This is a genomic window from Microcoleus sp. B3-D2, from assembly GCF_036705345.1.
GTDB lineage: Bacteria > Cyanobacteriota > Cyanobacteriia > Cyanobacteriales > Microcoleaceae > Microcoleus.
Map to the genome: position 1 here is coordinate 21,126 of NZ_JAUBUG010000009.1, position 19,465 is coordinate 40,590.

Here is a 19,465-nt window from a genome sequence, read left to right on the forward strand (position 1 = left end):
AGATACAGGGATGTCAGGTTGGTGAGTGCCGACAGTGGGGTGATGTCGGTAATTTGATTGTTGTTGAGATACAGGGATGTCAGGTTGGTGAGTGCCGACAGTGGGGTGATGTCGGTAATTTGATTGCCGTCGAGAGAAAGTTCCGTGAGGTTTGAAAGTATCCGAGCGGCTTTATTGCACTTAGAAGTGCGAGCCCGTTTTAACAGCACTTCAACTGTATCTCTTGCCGATTTTGAAAGACTATCTTTGTGCGTGCACCTGTCGGCAAAGCTACTAAAATTAATTGGTTGGTTTGCTTGTGGTTCTGACATAGTAAATTCCGATTCTATTTTGGTAAAATTTCAGTCTGCCTGTCCGTCAGTTCCTTAGTCCGGCAGGGGTTTAAACCCCTGCCGGCCTGTGTGGCCATGAAAAATCTTCAAGTTTGCACGCTAAACTCCTCTGGCTCGATTCCCCAATTTACCCAGCGAATTGCCTCAAGAGCCGATCGCACATTTGGCGGCACGCGCAAAGCGTGAATGTGTCCCGTACTTGGACAAGTCATTTTTAACAAATAAACTGGCTTTGCATTACCCACCCAATCAAAATCATCGTCAAACTCGATGCTTAATAGAGTGTATTCTTGCCAACTATCTAATTCTGTAACCGCTAATTCTTGACAAATGCGATCGTAAGTAATTCCCTGAATTAACGCCCGCCGAACTTCCGCATTCTGTTCCTTCAACACCCACTTAGACTGCCACTGGTGCGGGTGCAGCCTACCGTACCATTCCGGCAAAATCACGCCGTGATAGGCGTAAATCGAAACACCGTCGGCAAATTGTACCGCTGGTGTTCCTTCGGCGTGCAGGCGGTAGTTGCTGTCTGCGGAAAGTGCGATCGGCTTTTCGCAGACAACGCAAACTTTTTCATAGGGATAAATCAAGCCGCAATCCCGGACAATCGATTGAAAAACTATCCAATTTCTGCGGTTGGAATGAGGTAAATTTAGAACGGAAATGCAAAAATCCAACAAACTGCCATAAGCAGCCCACAATACTGGTTGAATGCAATTACTGAATTGTTTTCCTAATGTTTCCCAGTAAATGTCTCCACTCCGCTCATTGAGCACCTCTTGCGGTAGCAATTGGCTTGCTATGAAGCCAGCTAAATAATTGCGGTGCGCCTCCCACATTTGCGTTTGCAGTTGAGTATAAAGTCGAGCTGAAAGTTGAGTTTGCAGTTGGCTTTGCAGTTCGATTTCTAGTTGGCTCCCCAAATAACGTCGCAGTTGTTTTTCTAGCTGGCTGCGAAGTTTTCTCTCAAATTCGCTCCGCAGTTCGCTGCTGGGATTGTCCAATCGACTGACGATTAGATCGGCAGCTTCGTAGGGGCGATCGACAAAAATGATTTCCGGTGCTTTTTTGCCGATCGCACTGTAAGCCGATTTTATTGTTTCCGCAGCTTGCGAGCGATTTATCGGGCCAGTGGAAAGCGCGATGGCTCTCCACTTTTCCCGATAAACTGGAATCAAAGCTGCTTGTTCTGGCGTCAGTTTTTTAACCTTAGTCTGTGACATACCTCCAACCTTGCGGCTCATATTCCCGCTGAATTCGCACCATCCAATTACCTTCGGGAATTGCGATCGCATGGTGTTCTTCGTGACTCAATAAAGCTGTCGGTGAAAGCACCCGCAAGTACAGAGTGCCGTTTTTTTCGTAAAGTTCAGCTTGTCCCTCAATAATCTGGTGAGAATGTCCGGTGACTTCACCTTCGGCGAGAGTTAGGTGAGGTTTTTTTTCTCCTTCGATTTTCGGTACGGGGGTGAGAATTACGTCGCCTTGTCGGATGGGTTGCATAGGTTTTTTCTAAATTTTGTTTGCTGGTGTCGAGCGATCGAGCTTTTCTACCGCAACTTTATACTACACTTGTAATACATACCTGTCAAGAGCCACAAACCAAATTCCATCACTCTTTGCTGCAGTGACAGACGTTATCTTGGAAGGTGAAAGTGCGATCGCAAACAGGAATGCTACAATAGATACCAGTTTCGATAAAGTTTTAGGTTTGAATGCCGACCTACGCGCAGCTAGAGGGTTTGTATCGAATCAGTTATTACTTGACATATTTGGCATTGCAACCTATTCACCTCGTCTGTGTTGACGAGAGAAGCAAAAACTTGTTCGTATTGGCTGGATATGACGAGGAAATTGAGATTGAAATTGCTCCAAATGGGGAGGTATTTTAATGAGCAAAGTAGATTATACTGCAATGTCTGATGGAGAATTGAAGCGTTATTTTCTTAAAAATCGCGGGGATAAAGCTGCACTTCAAGCCTACTTAGACAGGCGGAAAAAGCGGTCGAATTCAATCATAACAAAAGTGGGAGATTCGGATTTCGATACTAAGATTGAGGCAGCCATTCGCCAGCAAATGAAAGAAGACAAAGATTAGTCTTGTATCCTAACAATATATTTATAAATGGGGGAGCGATCGCCCAAACCAGTTTTTCTCTAAACCGCAGAAATCCCGCGCCGAAACTCCTTAACTGCTTCAACCCTAGAAGCCATCAGCAAGCAGCGAGACAGCAGGTTGATGTCTAAACCGGGGAGAACTTCGCTTTGGTCAATTTTTTCATATCCGTGCGATCGCAAATGATACAGGCCAAATACTCCATCCTCCCAAAACCCAACTTCGGGGACTCCCAAGGCTTGGTAACGATTCAACTTGCTTTCGTTGCCGCTAGTAAATACAACTTCGATCGAGAGGTCTGCAATGCCTCCCGATGCTTTGCCAATTAAGTAAGATTAGTATGCTTGTGCGGAGGCTTTTCCTTCTTTATCCTGGGTAAAGCTTCCTGTGGGAGTAAAATCGATTTCTTTTTATACAAAATACGTACCCAGCAACAGGGCGATGACACCGCTGAAGACTTCATGTTCTTGCGAAACTGCCAAGATTTCTACTTCACCTTTGAAATAAAAAAGTCGGATGCCGGGGGAATCAGAAAACCCCTGCTCGATTAGCTTGAATTGTTGCCCATCAATCCCGGAGTGAATTAGGCGCTGGTCTTTGGGTTGGTCTAAGGTTGCTGTCATGGCACGACCTCCTTTAACTATTTTATAGCAATTTGAATTCACCCAAGTTTGCCAGCACAATTGTATGGTGCGTCTGATACAAAAAATTTGTTTAAATCGAAACCCTAGATTTTTGACGCACCATATAAGTTGATTTAACTATTATATTATCCTTGAAATGTGGCAACCGAAACCCGATCGCGCCCTGCTTCTTTCGCCCGATAAAGCGACTCGTCGGCGCTCGCAATTAGCGCCCCCGGGTGCGACATCGGCGCCGGAATGCAGCAAGCTACACCCAAACTCAGCGTCACATATTCGCTGACTGCAGACTTAGCGTGAGGTATCTGCAAACCCCGCACCTGTTGTGCGATCATTTCAGCTACGCAAGTGGCACCTTCAATATCCGTATTCGGCAAAACTACTACAAATTCTTCTCCACCGTAACGCGCTACTAAATCTGCCGCTCGCTTTACCGAATGTTGGATAACCCCCGCCACTTGCCGCAAACATTCATCCCCCGCTTGGTGACCGTAAGTGTCGTTGTAAAGTTTGAAATAATCAATGTCGCACATAATTAAAGACAGCGGTGCTTCTTCCCTCGCCAAACGCCGCCATTCCGTATCGAGGTATTCATTAAAAGAGTGGCGGTTTCTTACCTCCGTCAAACTGTCGTAATTTGCCAAATACTGCAAGGCTCGATTCACCGTTTCTAACTGCTTTTTCTGCTGCTGCAACTGACGGTTGAGCTCAGCCAACTGCTGTTCGGCTGCGTGCGATCGCAACAAATTTCTCACCCTCGCCAGCAATTCCCTCTCGTCAAAAGGCTTTGAAATATAATCGTCAGCACCCGCATCCAAACTTTCGATCCGAGCTTCCATCCCCGATCGCGCGGTCAAAAAGATTACCGGAGTCGATTTCAATTCTGGCGTGTTCCGAATCTCCTTAAGCAAATCCAGCCCGTTTTGTCTGGGCATGATTTGGTCGCTCACAATCAAATTTGGCTGCAAACTTTTGGCTTTTTCTAAACCTTCAACCCCGTCACTCGCGACGGCGACTCGATAGTATGGACTCAATAAAGTTTGGAGGTAAGCCACCAGAAAATTGTTGTCTTCTACTACCAGCAACAGCGGTAATTCTCTGTTGTCAGTTGTTAATTGTTCCCCATTATTTTTGTCCTCAGAACTTTTAGGTTCCGGCAGCGGGGTCTGGGGTCCGCTCGCCCCGACATTTCCCGCTCCCCACTCTCCGGCGCTGAATCCAGTCAGTCCCGCCAATTGGGCGATCGCGCTGACCAACTGATTCGCTTCCACCGGCTTCGACAAATGCCTCTGAAACCCCGCCTCCAGCGCCGATGCCGAATCTTCTTCCTCGATGCCTCCCGTCAGCGCCACCGCCGGCAGCAGTTCCCTGTGTTCGGACATTTCCATTGCTCTGATGCGGCGGATCAAATCGCAGCCGTCTGCTCCCGACACCTCCATATCGCTCACCAACACGTCGGGCCGCGACTGTTGCAACTCGGCCATCGCTTCGGCGGCGCTACCCACCGCTGTTACCTTGGCTCCAAATGCTTCGAGACCTGTTTTGAGAAATTTCCGGATCTCGGGGCTGCTTTCCACTACCAAGACTTGCTTTCCCGCTAGGGGTTTGGAAACCGATCCGGGTCTGCTTTTACTTTGGGCGATCGCAGCAGTGCGATCGTCGGGTGCATTTTGGTTGGGGTTCGGTAGCAGCACCCCAAAAATCGCCCCCTGACCGAGGCCGGGACTCGAAGCCCAAACACTTCCCCCGTGCAGTTCCACTAACTGCCGCACAATTGAGAGCCCCAGCCCAAGCCGGTGCTGTTCCTTGCTCTGGAAACTGTCTGCGGGGCGGAAGTAGTCAAAGATGTGCGGCAGAAATTTGGGGTCGATGCCGCAACCGCTGTCGCTAACCCGAATCAAGACGCCGGACGGACTAGGCTCGATCCCCACTTGAACTGGGTTTGGTGTCGATTCTGGAGTGAATTTGATGGCGTTGGTAACGAGGTTCGCGACTACTTGTTGCAAGCGTTCTGCATCTGCCAAAATGTAGCCTACGGCGGGGTCGCAATGTTTTTCTAGGTGGATGTTTTTAGCCTCGGCGTCGGGACGGAGGGTATCGATCACAGATTCGACGATCGACGGGAGGTGAACTTGGCTGATGTTCAGGCACACTTTCCCCCGCAGCAGCCGCGAGAGGTCGAGGAGATTGTCTATTTGCCGGTTTTGTAATTTGGCGTTGCGCTCGATGATTTCCAAAGCGCGGTGGGTGGTGGCTTCGTTGAAATTGCGCGATCGAGCTAGCTGCGTCCATCCCAAAATCGCGCTCAGGGGCGATCGCAGTTCGTGGGAGGCGATCGCCAGAAATTCGTCTTTTGCCCGGTTGGCTTCGGCTTGGGCTGCTTCAACGGCTTTGCGATCGGTGATGTCGAATCCGATCGCCAAATACTGAGAGTGTTTTCCCTTACAGTCCAACAGTGGAACTACTGCTGCGTACACCCAATAATCAGTTCCATTCTTGGCTTTATTCTTAATGTCTCCTTGCCAAACTTCACCTTTGGCCACAGTTGATAGGAGATTTTTGATTATTTCCGAAGATTTATATTCCGAATGGAGGATGCCGAAGTGGCTGCCGATTAGTTCAGCCTGGGAATAGTTGGAGATGGAGCAAACTCGTTCGCTGACATAGTTGATAATTCCTCGCGCGTCAGTTCTCACCGCAAGTGCCGATCGGTCGATCGCTCTTTTAAAATCTAAACATTCTTGCAGCAATGAATCTACCTCTTTTGTGGTAGAAAATTGAGCGAGCCGATCGGACGCGTTTTGTTGCTGGCGATCGGGCTTATCCTTACTCCGTTGTTGGATTTCCATGGCTTCTATTTTCCCCTGACGGCTGACACCTAATCTACTCGCATCCTGATTCATTATCACAATTTTCTTTCCCGCACCGACGGGTGTAATATTTTGTATCTCTTCATCTTCCTGAAAAATTGGCAGGTACCACATCCACTCGGGAGTCAACTCAATTTTTGTTTATAGTTGGCTAAAGTTTGTCAATCTGAGGACTGATTTTTTCAGATCTAGCCGATCGTCGGCTGCTAGCTCATTCGTTTTTATCTTTTATATTTTACTAGGGGTAATCACTGAGAAATTTAGGGTGTGGAGCACACACCGACAGTTGCATTCTTGTTTGAAACGGGTATCCTAACCGTCAACTTTTTTCTCACAATTACTCCTAGTATCTGGCACAAAGTCTCGTCTTCGGCAGGCTTTCGAGTCTGTGGCATTCTGCCTCATCTGCACTGAAGGAGATATATGTGCAGGGCTAGACAGTTCCCAGATCGGGGGCGGGTTTGGGCGCACAAAGTCCCTGTCTGGCGATCGTCCGTAACTTCTTTTAAATTATTTTATTCTACATCTTGACAGGTATGTAAATTTTTTGTATTATATCTGTAATATACCTTCAGAGAAGAGAACCGCCCAACTGCATTGACGCACTCAACTATTAACAATTTGAGGAAAATCGTCTGTGAATTTAGACGCTGTACGCGAGCAATTTGAACAAAGAGCATTTGATTATGACGGCTTAATTCCGCGCCTCATTCCGCGATATCGCGAGCAACACGATGTAATATTGCAGTTAATCCCTTCTGAAACTAATGGTAACATAAAAGTTCTGGATTTAGGCGCGGGAACGGGCATACTGTCGGCTATGATTCTGCAAGCATTTCCTCAAGCAAAAGTCCTAGCCTTTGACATCGCCCAAAATATGCTGAAAACTTGCCAAACTAACTTGTCCGCTTTCCGAGAACGGCTGACCTTGCAGCAAGGAAACTTTGCCGAAGATGATTTCGGCAGCGGTTACGATTTGGTTGTTTCAGGGTTGGCGATCCACCACCTCGACAGCGCAGGCAAACAACAGCTATTTCACAAACTTTTCCACTCGATGAATCCAGGGGGAATCTTGCTAATTCGAGATATTGTGACAGGTGCTACTCCCCGGCTGACTGAGCAATACGAACAGTTGTGGCGGCAGTACATGAAAGCTAACGGAGAAGACGATGCAGCCTGGTTTCAAAAATACCTAGAAGAAGATATTCCCTCCTCTGTGGAAGAGCAGACAAAGTGGCTTGCAGAAGCAGGTTTTGCCGACGCTGGATGTCACTGGCGCTATCTAAATTTTGCTGTTTTTGGCGGCGTTATTCCAAGGTAGAAGGCATTCGGCAGAAGGCAAAGTTTTTGATAATTATCAAAAGATAAAGCTCGTGAAAAATAACACCCCGAATACTTTTTTATGCCCGGAGGCAGAACCTAATTTTGTAGGTGTTGAAGGGCGCACATTACCACCATAATTAGCGCGTAAAACTATTTTTTAGATCCGGGAATCATTCTCCGAAACCTGTAGAGGCGGGTTCACTCAAGCGCCCTATGGCAGTGCAAACAGATTCAACAAACCCGCATCCCATCAACGATACAACCCGCTAGTGACGTTTTGTAATAGGGGATTTAAAAGCTCAATAAAAAAAGTAAAATTATGAACGATGCTCGATTAGTAAAAATCAGCCGATATCTCAGCAAACACCTGCGCCACGCGCCATCGCGCATCGGCATTGAACTCGCTCCCGGTGGCTGGGTTCCTGTTAGCGAACTCCTCGATGCGTGCCAAAAAAATAACTTTCCAGTTCAGCTTGCAGAACTCAAAAAAGTAGTCGCGCAAAACGACAAGCAGCGCTTTTCATTTGACGAAACGGGCACTCTAATTCGTGCCAACCATGGACACAGCGTAGAGGTTGACTTGCAGTTAGAACCCGCTGTTCCCCCACATATTTTATATCACGGAACAGGTAGCACTGTTGTCGAGTCTATTCTCAGTCAAGGAATTAGGAAAATGTCGCGGCATCACGTTCATTTGTCCGTGAATATCCAGACGGCGCGCCAAGTAGGTGCAAGACATGGCATCCCGGCAGTCTTTAGTGTAGATGCCGCAGCCATGCAACGCGACGGTCATACATTTTACTGCTCGGCAAACAAAGTTTGGTTAGTTGATTTTGTGCCGCCCGCTTATCTCAAAATAAGTTGATAATTTTCACTTTTTTTGTAGAATGTGTACCGCAAAAACTGTAAAATAAGAGTAACTAGGAGTTTTGCAAAATGAGTGCGGAAGATATGGGCGATCGCGAAAACAATTTTCATCAAAACAATTCTCCAAATAGAGGCCTGCTAGGATCGGGTTGGCGACCTTTTTACCGTCAATTAGATTGGGAATACCTGGTACATTTAGCATCTAGCGATCCCTTAGAACTAGCTCAAAAAACTTTAGGGGCAGCTAGCGACATTGCCGACGCAATGGGACGACACCAATATACTTGGTGGGCAAATATGTTAAATGTATTCTCGGAAAATACTCGCTACGAAATTGATGAATTTTGGGATTACATTACTCCGCAGCCAGTTTACCCGGATTACCGCTACAAAGACGTTTTAGTTACCGAAACGCCTGTGGTGCAATTGGTCAGCCGCGCTAGCATTCCCATCGACTACGTTCTCAACAAACTCCAAGAGATTACTGTTTTTAAAGTTCTCGATTTGCTGGGAAAACCGGATGCAATTACCCAGTCTTTTATGGAGCGACATTTTTCTTATCCTCCGGAGCGGTTTGTTAGCTGGGAACGCTTGGAAGTTTTGGGTACTGTGTATGCTTCTTGGGCCCGCTTCGGCTGCTGGCTGCAAATTGACAGCTACGACAGGGGAAGACGCTGCTACACTCTAATTTGCCAAGATATTGCGCCGCTCGTTAGCAAGGCAACTTATAATTTAGCGGTGATTCTGGGCGGGTACAAAAGCCGCGTCGGACAGGTTCACAGCCAGTTCCCAATTCGCACTTTTTCTGCGGAGGTTCAAAGTTTTACCGATACAGTTCAGCAGGCAATTTTGGATCAAAATCAGTTGGCTGTTTTGGTCAGTGGCGAACCGGGGACGGGCAAAACTGCTTGGACGCAAGCGGTAGCAAAGGAAATTTTAGTGCCGCTGGGTTATGTGATTTTTATCTTAGACCACGATGCTGTGGAAAATTTTGTGCCACCGAGTTATTTAGAGCGGATTTGTATTATTATAAACGAGGCTGATAATTTGGCTCAAGATCGATCGACTGCTGAAGCCCAACGCACTAACAAAACTGAACACATTTTGAGTTTGCTGGATGGAACTTTGTATCAAAGCGTCATCGACGAACACGGCATTCAATTTCAGCAAAAACTCGTAATTTTGATGACTTGCAACACCACTGAAAGATTAGATCCTGCAATGTTACGCAAAGGGAGAGTGGATTTTACCAGTGAATTTACGCACAAATTTGTTTGAGCGCTCTCTTGCATTCTCAAGCTATCTGGCGATCGCACTGGCTACACGATCTCAACCATGTTCGATGTGGGGTTTTCAATTAAAGAATTTGGAATGACTGAGGAAGCTCATGATTTGGAGCGCGGGCCTACAGTTGCATTCTTTTGGGAACTTGTATAAAATACCGAACAATCACCAGGAAATCTTCTGAATATCAAAGTTTGGGGGAAACTTTCTTGAGTACCTATAGACCATGGGTGTCAACAATCGCCTAAAACCCTTTGTCTCTCTCGTTTTTTGCCTAGTGTCGCTGCCCTCTTGCGCCCCCGCACAGTCGGGGCAGGCAAGAGATCGCTCCAGTCTCCTCCGACTATTCGGGGGCGCGGGCGCGATCTATGCCTAATGGTCAAACAGCAAGCGGGCACTAGCTTTGGTCTTAAGTTGATAGCAATGCCTATAGACATATCCCCATCAAAAATGATATCAATGATGGGTGAGACCCTCTAAGGATATCGACCGAGAGAGCACATCAGGGGAAAACAGCATTTTTGGTCTCAAACAGAATTTTTCAGACTTGACAGCTATGGAGGAAATCCCAAACCGTGCACACTAAGCCAGTTCAGCAAAAAAGTCAGGGACTGGGAAGGTACGTTGACGGGACTGTCCCGATCGCCCAACAACCCGCAGAGGCAGCCGTGTCCGAGAGTAAAGACCGATTTCGGCGGTTTGTGGAGCGCTCCGCCGAGGCCGTGGCAATGGTAGATTGTGAAATGCGCTATCTGTCGGTTTCTCGTCGCTGGGAAACCGATTGGGGGTTGGGCGACGGCGAGGCCATCGGCCGAGCTCATTGGGAACTGTTCCCGAATCTCCCGGAATATTGGGAGCAAAACGCCCAGGCTTGTTTGACGGGAGTTTTGGAATACAGCGAGTTTGTGGCAGGGCGCTCGATCGCATCTGTATCAGGAAAAACCGCAAGCGGCTCTGTCAGCGAGTCGGTAAAATGGGTATTTCAGCCTTGGACAAATAGCGAAGGTGCGATCGGCGGTTTGATTTTGTTTGCATCTAAGATAGCTGAGGCTCCCGCTCAAACTAATTGCTTTAATAAATTTCAGTCCGAGCTCAAAAGCAAGCAGTTAGAAACTATACCGCAACTAACTCAAATTGCCCTCGAAAATGCTGCTGATACAATTTTTTTTACTACGTCCGACGGTCAAATTTGCTACGCGAACAAAGCCGCTTGCCATCTTTTCGGCTACTCGGAATCTGAACTGCTAAACATGAGGGTTAGCGACATCGATTCGCAGTTGCCAGCATCGGATTGGCGAGAACACTGGGCTCAACTGAAGCAGCAAACCAACCTCACTTTTGAAACCACTTACAAAACCAAAGACGGCCCCAGTTTTCCCGTTGAAGTTAAAGTCAATTATTTAGAATACGGCGGTTGCGAATACCGCTGCGCGATCGCCCGCGACATTTCGGCTCGCCGAGTAGCAGAATTAGCGCTTTTAGAGGCGAAAGAGCAACTTCAAGCCGTTTTGGACGCCGTGCCGGGATTAGTTTCTTGGGTAAGTTCCGATTTGCGCTACTTGGGAGTAAACCGACATTTAGCTACCGCTTACAAAATGCCTGCCGAACTATTTATCGGTCAAAAAGTAGGTTTTTTAGATACAAGTCCCAAATTTAACGATTTAGTATACGATTTCTTTGCCAGCCATAAAAAGAAGACATCTCAAGAAGTAACAGCGAGCATCAGAGGAGAAAATAAAACTTATCTAATTGTCGCTCAAAAATACCATAACAGTACGGCGGCGGTATTTGTCGGATTGGACATTACAGAAAGCAAACAGTCTCTTTTGGCTTTGCAAGAATCCGAAGAACGCCTGCGACAACAAGCGGCTAAATTAGAGCAGACGCTGTTAATTTTGCAGCGAGCTCAAACTCAACTGATTCAAACAGAAAAGATGTCATCCCTGGGGCAGTTGGTAGCAGGAATAGCGCACGAAATTAATAATCCAGTTAGTTTTATTTCCGGCAATGTCAGCCACGCCACCGGCTACATTCAAGAACTGCTGCGAGCGATCGACCTTTACCAAAAGTATTATCCCCGTCCCGTGCGGGAAATTCAAGATGTGATGGAAGAATTAGACTTAGACTTCATCAAAAAAGACTTGCCAAAACTGCTAAATTCAATGAAAGTAGGTTCGGAAAGGATTCGCGATGTCGTGCGATCGCTCCGCTTGTTCTCGCGTACCGACGAAGCCCAAATGAAGCCTGCTGATATCCATGAAGGTTTGGACAGCACTTTGCTGATCTTGCAAAATCGCCTGCAAGCTAAAGGGGGACGGCCGGGGATTTCTCTAGTTAAAGAGTACGGAGATTTGCCGCAAGTTCACTGCTATGCGGGACACTTAAACCAAGTGTTCATGCACTTGTTGACAAATGCGATCGACGCTTTGGAAGAAGGGGGGAGACATCACGCAAAGTATGGTAAAAATCAAAATCAGTCTTACTTGTCTTCAGCCAGGTCGAGCTCTGAAATATTCACTCCCGAAATTCGGATTCGGACCTCCGTGGTAGGGGAAAACGAAGTTGCGATCGCCATTAGTGACAACGGCCCTGGCATGACTGAAGAAGTCCTCGACTGCATCTTTGACCCTTTGTTTACCACTAAATGTCCAGACACGAGCACTGGTTTGGGTCTAGCAATATCCCAGCATTTAGTAGTAGAAAAGCACGGCGGTAAGTTGCACTGTGTTTCGCGTCCGGGAGAGGGAACGGAGTTGATAATTAGAATTGCCATCGGCAACGATTAATGGGCTGTTTGTAAATAGGAAATAATATGGTTATTGAGTGGCTTAAATTTAAAGTACCTCAAGAAAAGTGGGAGCAGTTTATTCAGCGAGATCAGGAAGTTTGGACGGCGGGACTAAAAAGTTGCGACGGTTTTTTAGGCAAAGAAGTTTGGGTAGATCCGGTGGAAAATGAGGTGGTGATGTTGATTCGCTGGGAAACTAGGGAGAAGTGGAAGTCTGTGCCACAAACCACAATCGACGAGTTGGATGCCAAAATGGGCGATTGGCAAATTGCGATCGCGGAAAGTCGCGAATATCAAGTCCGCAAGTTTTTGCATTAGTTAGTCAGCAGTCAGTTGATGGTGTTAATTTTTGAAAGATTAATCATAAGTTTTACCTTGATTGTACCGCAGACATCGATTGGGTATTTGGTGTGAAGGGCGATCCATCTTGGTAGAATCATCGCAGTGTTGGGTATTTGGTGTTAGGGGCGATCGATCTTGATGCGTGAAAGGCGATCGTCGGTCATCACAAAAAATAAAGGGCGATGTTATGCGATGTTATTTTCTTTAACTTCTGCGATCGGATCAACAATAGCTACCAAAGCAACAGGAATCGGCACGAAATAACTTGACTCTTCATCTAAGAAATCATCACCACCCATGCTGAAAGAATCTTGTACCCATTTAGAGATATCTCGCCCTGCTGATTTTGCCAGATCGATTACTTCGGATGATAGAGAGACTACACCTGGAACAAGTTGCGCCTCCAAGAAAGTAATCATGTCATGTACTTCAATAGCAGAAGCACCATCGGGATTGACTGGCTGACTAAAATCAGTTGTAAAAGTGTAGTAGGTCAAGTATTTAGCTGAGTCTGATGATTTGTTTTTCTCCAATTCTCGTAATGGATGGGTTGCAAACAGCAAGTAAGAGGAGCCTTTAAGATTGGGAAAATGTTCGCACAGGTTTTGTGCAGAAACAGCCATAAAGTCCGCTTCTCTTTGTCTAGCAAGAGACTGGGTTAAGGCTCCAATTGGATCAATGTCAAAAAAAGGTTGATGTTGTTTTGTACCTCCCTCACTTTCTTTCGGGTTCCAAGGCAGCAACCCTGCTAATCGATCGGGAGTTTTTTCTTGGCTAAAAAGAGCAAATTCTGGGTCAAAGTTAAATTTTCTATCTTTTTTGTTTTTCTGCTTGATTACGAGAACTTCAGAAACTGCTGACTCCATCTCTGTTTTCTCTTCTCCAAAAATAGGGCGTTGCCATTCTTTGGATTCAAAAACTAATTTATGCTTGTAAGTATCGTATTGAGTAACTTCCACATTATGCCAAGTTTTGAGGCGTTTAAGTAGCTTATCGCGATCGAGAACCTCAATGGGTTTTAGCTGTTCATTTAACTTACGAAGCTCTGTCTCCATGAGATCACTGCTTTCCTTTGCTACTTGTAGAATTTTGTCTACAGTTTGTCCATCACCACTGTCATTTTCAATAGCACTTGCAATTTTGCCCTCTTGCTTATTATCAAGCTGTCCCAAAATTTTCAATTGCATACGCGGATCTGTAACTCCTGCTGTTTCGAGACGCTTTAGTAAGGCTGTATCTCTTTTTTCTGCTAATGTACCCTCTAAAATGAGATAGTAGGCAGTGACATCAGAAATTTGACCTAATCGAGCAACCCTCCCATTACGTTGCATTAAAACAGCAGGATCGGGACTGAGATCCCAATGCACAACTTTATTGGCTACTTGAAAATCTAATCCTTCGTCCGCCGCAGAAGTTGCGACAAGGATGCGGTATTTTTGGTTGCGATCGTAAAAATCCTTAACTACATTCTTTCGATCATCAGCACTCATCTCCCCAGTAAGAGCCCGACTTTGTTTAGGAAAAGTTGCGGTAATAATGGCAGTAGTTTGTAATACCTCAGTAAAAACGAGAAAACGAGAATCGGGATGTGCTTCTAGCATAGCTCTTAGCCAGTTTAGCTTGGCATTTTCAACACTTCTACCTGATGCCAACAAGTCTAAGGCTAATTTTGTCAGTTCTAATATTTCCTCTATCGTTGCTTCTAAATCTGTATCATCGTCATCATCTCGATCATTTTTTTGTTTTGCGTTCTCCAGTAGTTTTTTCTGAAAGTCACGAATAGCAGGTATATTGCCATCCTTCAAGTGGGCAGAGTCAAATGAAAAATTACTGTCAGAAGGAAATATAACCTTTTTGGCGTATCCTGTAACTGTATCCCTCTCAGTATCAAATTTCGCTAGGTGTTTGGAAATCTCGCGAATTAATTTCCTTAAATCTTGAGTATCAGCGAAGTTATCTGTCTTATACTTGTGCTCATTTTGCCATTTTGGATGATGGCGGACACACCAACGAAATAGCCAACAAGCACCTGCAAGGGAACTACTGGTTAAACGTGTTTCAAGATGTGCAGTAGCAAACCCTCCAAAACTACCCCTATGATCTCGATAAATACGCTGTACTGTCCTTTTGATTTTTTCTAGCGTTGACAGATACTCTTCATCAGTTTTTTCGAGACTTGGCTCACCTTCGCGGTGGGGACGAACTATCATTAATTTCGGAAATAATCTTTGGTCAGACCAATTACGAATCTCATCCTGTTGCCGCCAAATGACTGCTACGGGTGAATCATCTTTTGATATTGCTGCTCGAAGTTCTTTGTTGCCAATATCGTTAGCATAGGCATTTTCAAAAGCAGTTTGGTGTACCAGTAATCGCAATAAATTTGTAAATTGATTGGCAGATCGAAAAGGTGTAGCACTCATCAAGATAACTAGCTCTGGCGGTTCTGAGTCTTTCCAGAACTTACCTGCGATCATCTGATATGCAGTTTTATAAGCTTGTGTTGTCTCAATTGCCGATTCTACATATGACTCCCCATTGATGAGGTTAGCATTGCTGGCACAGTGATGACATTCATCAATGATGATGATATTTGGTTTAACTCCTTTAGGTAGCTCTTTCTTATCATTGAGATATCGTCTAGCAGCGTGCATACTAGCAATCCGAATACCTTTTTGACTAATGCTATCGCCATATTGTCTAAAAGAATCTACAACACTAATAATGCTTCCATCAACAGAATCTTTAATCACACTACGTAGTTTATCTCTAACATCTTCGGTTAAGCCACCAGAAGTTAGATAAAGACAACGCAAATCCTCTTTTTGTGCAATCAGCTTGTCTCTTAATATTAAGCCTACTTCAATTGTTTTACCTAAACCTACTTCGTCGGCGATCAGAATTCGCTTAATGCGAGACTCATGATTTTTAACATACTGTTGTAATGCTAATTGATGAGGAAAAGGATCTTTGTCACTAGCGGTAATCCGCCCCGAATAGATATTTGCGAGTAGCTCTAATGCACCCAACCTTAGAACAGTTTGAATATGATGCTGATGCTTTAGCTCATTTTTTTCGAGGACGCTTTCACCTGCATAGTATGTATGCTTTTCCTTGAGACGTAACCGTAAGTCAGGAAATTTTTCGTTGATTTTTTTCCAGTGGCGTAAGTTTTTGAAGCGGATACCTCGCCGATCTAGTACGCTGTTTTCGCTGTCAGTTGTTTCGATTGTATAGGCTAAATGGGTATAGGCATTGCGATCGCCACTACTGGGGTCAGCCCAGACAACATCTGCATGATTACCGCTCTCAGATGGGATTTCAAACAGCCTATACGTCATGCGTCTGTCCTCTGAAGTTTTTGATTATGCCCAAGTTCCCAATGCCTTTTAAAGAAGTAAGCTTATTTTGGAAAGCAGTAACTACATTTATTGAGGGCATAGCTTCCAATCATTTCGCCAGTATCAATATCATAAACGGGAAGTATTTTCCCATCACGAAAAACGTCAACTGGTATAATCCCAATATTATTAAGACCAATGAAAATGCTTAGGTCTGCATCTGCGAGATTGTGAGAACCCCAAAAATCATCCAGACCAACACGATGTAGTTCGCCAGTGTCGGGGTTGAGAATATACTCAAAGCCAATTTGTTGCGCTTTCTGATAAAGGGAAAGATTTTTAAGTCTCTTGCCCAAAAGCTTTAAATTTGACATAATTAATATTTTTTGACTATAAATAAGTTTTTCACTAATTTAATACTTGTCCCATCATCCTTACAAATCAAAGATTTGTCTAGCCCAAAAATGTTCAATTTTGTGAGCGGCTTGTCAGCCCTTTCCATCTCTTTAATCTAGTTTTGTACAAAAATGTGGAAAAATGTACTAAACTGTTCCTAAATGTGAGCTATAATACAAAAAAAATAACATTTCGTGATCTCATGAACCTAAAAGAAGTGTTAACCCTCGCCGATCGCATAGTCTTCGAGAAAACGGGTCAACACCTTGACGATTTACAAGCAGCGGTACTGAAAGGAACTCTACAACGTGAGACATACAAGCACATAGCCAAAGACTTTGATTGTTCGGAAAGTAGCGTTCGCAAAGTGGGAGCAGAATTATGGGAAATACTTTCAGAAGAGTTGGGGGAAGATGTTAGTAAATCCAATTTAAGCTCAGCAATGGAGAGGTTGCAAATCTTCCTGTTTTCAAAACATTTTGGACAGGATTCTGTGCAAATAGGCTTAGTTAATTTTTGTGGAGAAACTTTACACTCACCAGATACACCAAACTCACACTCACCAAATCAGGAAACATCTAACTCTAAACCAATTAAAACTCTACATCAAGATTTAAGCGAAATGCCAGAGTTGGGCGATTTCTTCGATCGCACCCCCGAACTCCAAACCCTCACAACCTCGATTCTACAACAAAACTGCCGCCTCATCACCCTCACCGGTATCAGCGGCATCGGCAAAACATCCCTAGCAGTACAACTGGTACAACAAATCAAAAACGAGTTTGAGTACGCAGTTTGGTACACACTAGACGAATTCCCCACCATCGATAAATTTCAATCTAACCTAACACAGCTTTTTTCCCAGTCAGAAAACCTAGATTCATCCCCAACAAACCACAAACGCTTACCAATAATTAAATATTTACAAAACCATCGCTGTTTAATAGTCTTAGATGACGTTCACAACCTTTTCTGTAGCGGTGAATTGGCAGGAAAATATAAAGCAGAATACGAAGAATATCGCTCCCTATTCAAACAAATAGAAAAATTATCCCATCAAAGTTGCTTTCTGCTAGTCGGTTGGGAACCACCGAAAGAAGTGCCTCAACTCACAAGCGAAAATACTCCCATTCGTACTTTACAACTCACTGGCTTAGATATCGCAGCCGCACGGCAAATACTCAGAGATAAAGGATTAACAGACATCGACAACTGCGAAGCACTCATTCACCGCTACCAAGGCAACCCGTTATGGTTAAAAAGCGTGGCGACTTTGATTCAAGAGTTGGGAATCGGCGCGACAGAGTTATTAATAGATGATACCATATTGTTACCCGAAGATTTAAAAGATGTTTTACAGCAGCAGTACGATCGCACTTCCGAACTCGAAAAACAAGTCATGTCATTGTTGGCGACAGAAAACCAGCCAGTCAACTTCGCGAAATTGCTACAAAACGGACAAATATCATCATCAGATTTGCTAAACGCATTGCAATCTCTATCGCGCCGCTGCTTGATCGAAAAACAGGAAAGTCTTTACACTTTGCCACCTGTACTGAAGCAATATATCAAAGGGTTGTAACCAAATTATTCCTGGACGCATAAATACTAAATAAACCGGGTTTTTTACCGAGTCAGCAGGCTGCGACGAAGTATTTTTGTAAAAAAACCCGGTTTCGGAACCGCAGGCGTCCAGGACTAATTTTAAGAAAGTTTTGCATAGAGAGCTGAAATAAAATTAAGGCTTAAAAAGCCTACTGCAAGTACGAGAAGGATAAAGATGGCGATACTGAAAATAGACTTTAGCCGATCGCCAATTCCGGGTTTTTCTGAGTTCATTGGTTAATTTTTACAGTAAATTTGCTCCGGGCCATTGAGAAATAGTAAATTATACCAATGCGCGAACAAAAAGGCAACTCCCGACAATCTCCAAACGACGATCGTCCTCAGTAGGTCGCCTTTTGTTAACTTTTAATCTAAAATCTAAAATCTAAAATAGTCTTAGGCATTTTTCAGTTAGCCCGGACAGCTATTGTCGATCGCCCAAACCCGATGGCGCTAACTCCTGTAAAATAGAGGGCGCGTTGGGGCGAACCTTTTAACAGCCGGAATTGGGCGCGATCGTCACAGGCTCCCAAATACATAATAATATGGCAGTCATCCTTAACTTACTCACAAAGGTAAAAATAGAAGAGTGCCGAGAAATAATCTAAAACATATAACTGAAAATAAGGATAGAAATCGATGCTCCACCCAGTCTCGCAACCTTACCCACAACGAGCAAATACTATGACCCAAAGAGCCGTGCGGAAGCCAAAACCCTCTGTAGCAAACCGCTTGAGACCAAGTTTTCCTCAAAGGCACTGGCTGGAGCTGGCAGAGTACGCCTCTCTGGCGGCCTCTGGTGTGGGTTCCCTGGCGGTGGCTGTGTCGGGCCAAGCTTTTTACGGGGTGGCTCCCCTAACTTTGGCTTTGTCGCTGAATGTTGCTAACCGGTATCGCTTCGAGCAGCAAGTGCGCGTGCATCAAAATTCGGAAATGGCCCAAGTCCAAAAGTCTGTCAATAAAGTCGAAAGAACGGCGGTGACGGTAATTGTTAAATTACGCAGGCAGTTGTCTGCAGATATTGCAGCGCTGCGCCAGCAAATGGCGACAATGCCTAGGGCTGAGGGCTTTGAGGATTCTCTCGACATTCAGCGGCAGTTGCTGAGTTTAGGAGAGTCGGTAGCTTCTTTGCAAGAAATCGTGGCGTCTGCTGTGCTCGATGTCCGCCAGCAGGTGAGCGAACAACTGCAAGATTTATCGGTTGGCCAACGGGCGAATCTCCAAGCTGTGGAACAGGCTATAGAGCAACTGCAAAGCGCCACGCAAGGCTTGACAGAAACTTCTATTACCCGAGACGACTGGGAAGTAGTAAATACTAGATTTTTGGAAATCCAGAAAGTCATGGCCAATTTGCAAAGCCAACTGCAAGCTCCCGCGCACCAATCAACGGCGGATTTGTCGATCGTCCAAGCTCAAATCCACCGTTTGGAACACGAGCAGCAAGAAGTTGTCAAACCTCACCTCAAGCGCTTAATCTCGGTTGTCAAGGAGTTGCAGCACACACAAGAGAATATTCATTAGTCATTAGTGAGCAGTCATTAGTCATCAGTCAGAAGG

18 protein-coding genes are annotated in these 19,465 nt (G+C 45.1%); 9 read left to right on the forward strand and 9 right to left on the reverse strand.

What is annotated here, in order from left to right; genetic code table 11:
• The 3 genes from QUB14_RS05295 to QUB14_RS05305 all read right to left on the reverse strand — a co-directional run.
• A partial coding sequence (locus QUB14_RS05295; RefSeq protein WP_333297108.1) for a leucine-rich repeat domain-containing protein occupies positions 1–311 on the reverse strand: 311 nt, incomplete at its 3' end.
• A 107-nt stretch (positions 312–418) separates the two neighbouring features.
• Positions 419–1,558: a DUF6745 domain-containing protein gene (locus QUB14_RS05300; RefSeq protein WP_333215632.1), complete on the reverse strand. Its 1,140-nt coding sequence runs from the start codon at positions 1,556–1,558 to the stop codon at positions 419–421.
• Positions 1,545–1,838: a hypothetical protein gene (locus tag QUB14_RS05305; protein WP_333215633.1), complete on the reverse strand. Its 294-nt coding sequence runs from the start codon at positions 1,836–1,838 to the stop codon at positions 1,545–1,547. The genes QUB14_RS05300 and QUB14_RS05305 overlap by 14 nt, the downstream gene beginning before the upstream one ends.
• 212 nt (positions 1,839–2,050) lie before the next feature.
• Between QUB14_RS05305 and QUB14_RS05310 the strand changes: the two genes are divergently transcribed.
• Together QUB14_RS05310 and QUB14_RS05315 are read left to right on the forward strand one after the other, a co-directional pair.
• Positions 2,051–2,227, forward strand: a complete 177-nt coding sequence (locus QUB14_RS05310; protein WP_333046144.1) for a DUF6888 family protein — start codon at positions 2,051–2,053, stop codon at positions 2,225–2,227.
• Positions 2,227–2,433 (forward strand): DUF6887 family protein, encoded by a 207-nt coding sequence (locus tag QUB14_RS05315; RefSeq protein WP_333215636.1) that lies wholly within the window; start codon positions 2,227–2,229, stop codon positions 2,431–2,433. Before QUB14_RS05310 ends, QUB14_RS05315 begins: the two co-directional genes overlap by 1 nt.
• Positions 2,434–2,492: 59 nt before the next feature.
• Here QUB14_RS05315 and QUB14_RS05320 read toward each other — a convergent pair whose 3' ends face one another.
• The 3 genes from QUB14_RS05320 to QUB14_RS05330 all read right to left on the reverse strand — a co-directional run bounded on the left by QUB14_RS05320 (position 2,493) and on the right by QUB14_RS05330 (position 6,076).
• Positions 2,493–2,705 carry a hypothetical protein gene (locus QUB14_RS05320; RefSeq protein ID WP_333215638.1) on the reverse strand — a complete coding sequence of 71 codons (213 nt, stop codon included), beginning with the start codon at positions 2,703–2,705 and terminating at the stop codon, positions 2,493–2,495.
• Positions 2,706–2,861: 156 nt separating this feature from the next.
• Entirely contained in the window at positions 2,862–3,074 is a 213-nt protein-coding gene (locus tag QUB14_RS05325; protein ID WP_333215640.1) for a hypothetical protein, read from the reverse strand.
• 146 nt (positions 3,075–3,220) lie between these two features.
• A complete protein-coding gene (locus tag QUB14_RS05330) occupies positions 3,221–6,076 on the reverse strand; it encodes a diguanylate cyclase (protein ID WP_333215642.1) in 2,856 nt (951 codons plus the stop codon).
• A 523-nt stretch (positions 6,077–6,599) separates the two neighbouring features.
• Here QUB14_RS05330 and QUB14_RS05335 point away from each other — a divergent pair.
• The 5 genes from QUB14_RS05335 to QUB14_RS05355 all read left to right on the forward strand — a co-directional run bounded on the left by QUB14_RS05335 (position 6,600) and on the right by QUB14_RS05355 (position 12,542).
• Positions 6,600–7,283 carry a class I SAM-dependent methyltransferase gene (locus tag QUB14_RS05335; RefSeq protein ID WP_333215644.1) on the forward strand — a complete coding sequence of 228 codons (684 nt, stop codon included), beginning with the start codon at positions 6,600–6,602 and terminating at the stop codon, positions 7,281–7,283.
• 321 nt (positions 7,284–7,604) lie between these two features.
• A complete protein-coding gene (locus QUB14_RS05340; protein ID WP_333215646.1) occupies positions 7,605–8,150 on the forward strand; it encodes an RNA 2'-phosphotransferase in 546 nt (181 codons plus the stop codon).
• 71 nt (positions 8,151–8,221) lie between these two features.
• Positions 8,222–9,430, forward strand: coding sequence for an AAA family ATPase (locus QUB14_RS05345; RefSeq protein ID WP_333215648.1), 1,209 nt, complete (start codon positions 8,222–8,224; stop codon positions 9,428–9,430).
• A gap of 581 nt (positions 9,431–10,011) precedes the next feature.
• Entirely contained in the window at positions 10,012–12,222 is a 2,211-nt protein-coding gene (locus QUB14_RS05350) for a PAS domain S-box protein (protein WP_333215650.1), read from the forward strand.
• Positions 12,223–12,248: 26 nt separating this feature from the next.
• Positions 12,249–12,542, forward strand: a complete 294-nt coding sequence (locus tag QUB14_RS05355) for a TIGR03792 family protein (protein WP_333215651.1) — start codon at positions 12,249–12,251, stop codon at positions 12,540–12,542.
• 209 nt (positions 12,543–12,751) lie between these two features.
• On the opposite strand, the gene QUB14_RS05360 is transcribed toward QUB14_RS05355, so the two are convergent.
• Both QUB14_RS05360 and QUB14_RS05365 read right to left on the reverse strand, forming a co-directional pair.
• On the reverse strand, positions 12,752–15,907 hold the full coding sequence (locus QUB14_RS05360; protein ID WP_333215653.1) for a helicase-related protein: 3,156 nt from the start codon (positions 15,905–15,907) through the stop codon (positions 12,752–12,754).
• A gap of 62 nt (positions 15,908–15,969) precedes the next feature.
• Positions 15,970–16,281 (reverse strand): hypothetical protein, encoded by a 312-nt coding sequence (locus QUB14_RS05365; RefSeq protein ID WP_333215655.1) that lies wholly within the window; start codon positions 16,279–16,281, stop codon positions 15,970–15,972.
• A gap of 224 nt (positions 16,282–16,505) precedes the next feature.
• Here QUB14_RS05365 and QUB14_RS05370 point away from each other — a divergent pair, with 224 nt between their 5' ends.
• Positions 16,506–17,885 carry an NB-ARC domain-containing protein gene (locus QUB14_RS05370; RefSeq protein WP_333215657.1) on the forward strand — a complete coding sequence of 460 codons (1,380 nt, stop codon included), beginning with the start codon at positions 16,506–16,508 and terminating at the stop codon, positions 17,883–17,885.
• Between the two features lie 430 nt (positions 17,886–18,315).
• Here the strand turns inward: QUB14_RS05370 and QUB14_RS05375 are convergent, their stop codons facing one another.
• Positions 18,316–18,447 carry a hypothetical protein gene (locus tag QUB14_RS05375; RefSeq protein ID WP_333215659.1) on the reverse strand — a complete coding sequence of 44 codons (132 nt, stop codon included), beginning with the start codon at positions 18,445–18,447 and terminating at the stop codon, positions 18,316–18,318.
• A 145-nt stretch (positions 18,448–18,592) separates the two neighbouring features.
• On the opposite strand from QUB14_RS05375, the gene QUB14_RS05380 reads away from it, so the two are divergent.
• Complete coding sequence (locus QUB14_RS05380; RefSeq protein WP_333215661.1) at positions 18,593–19,429, forward strand: hypothetical protein; 837 nt, start codon at positions 18,593–18,595, stop codon at positions 19,427–19,429.
• The last annotated feature ends 36 nt before the right edge of the window (positions 19,430–19,465 follow it).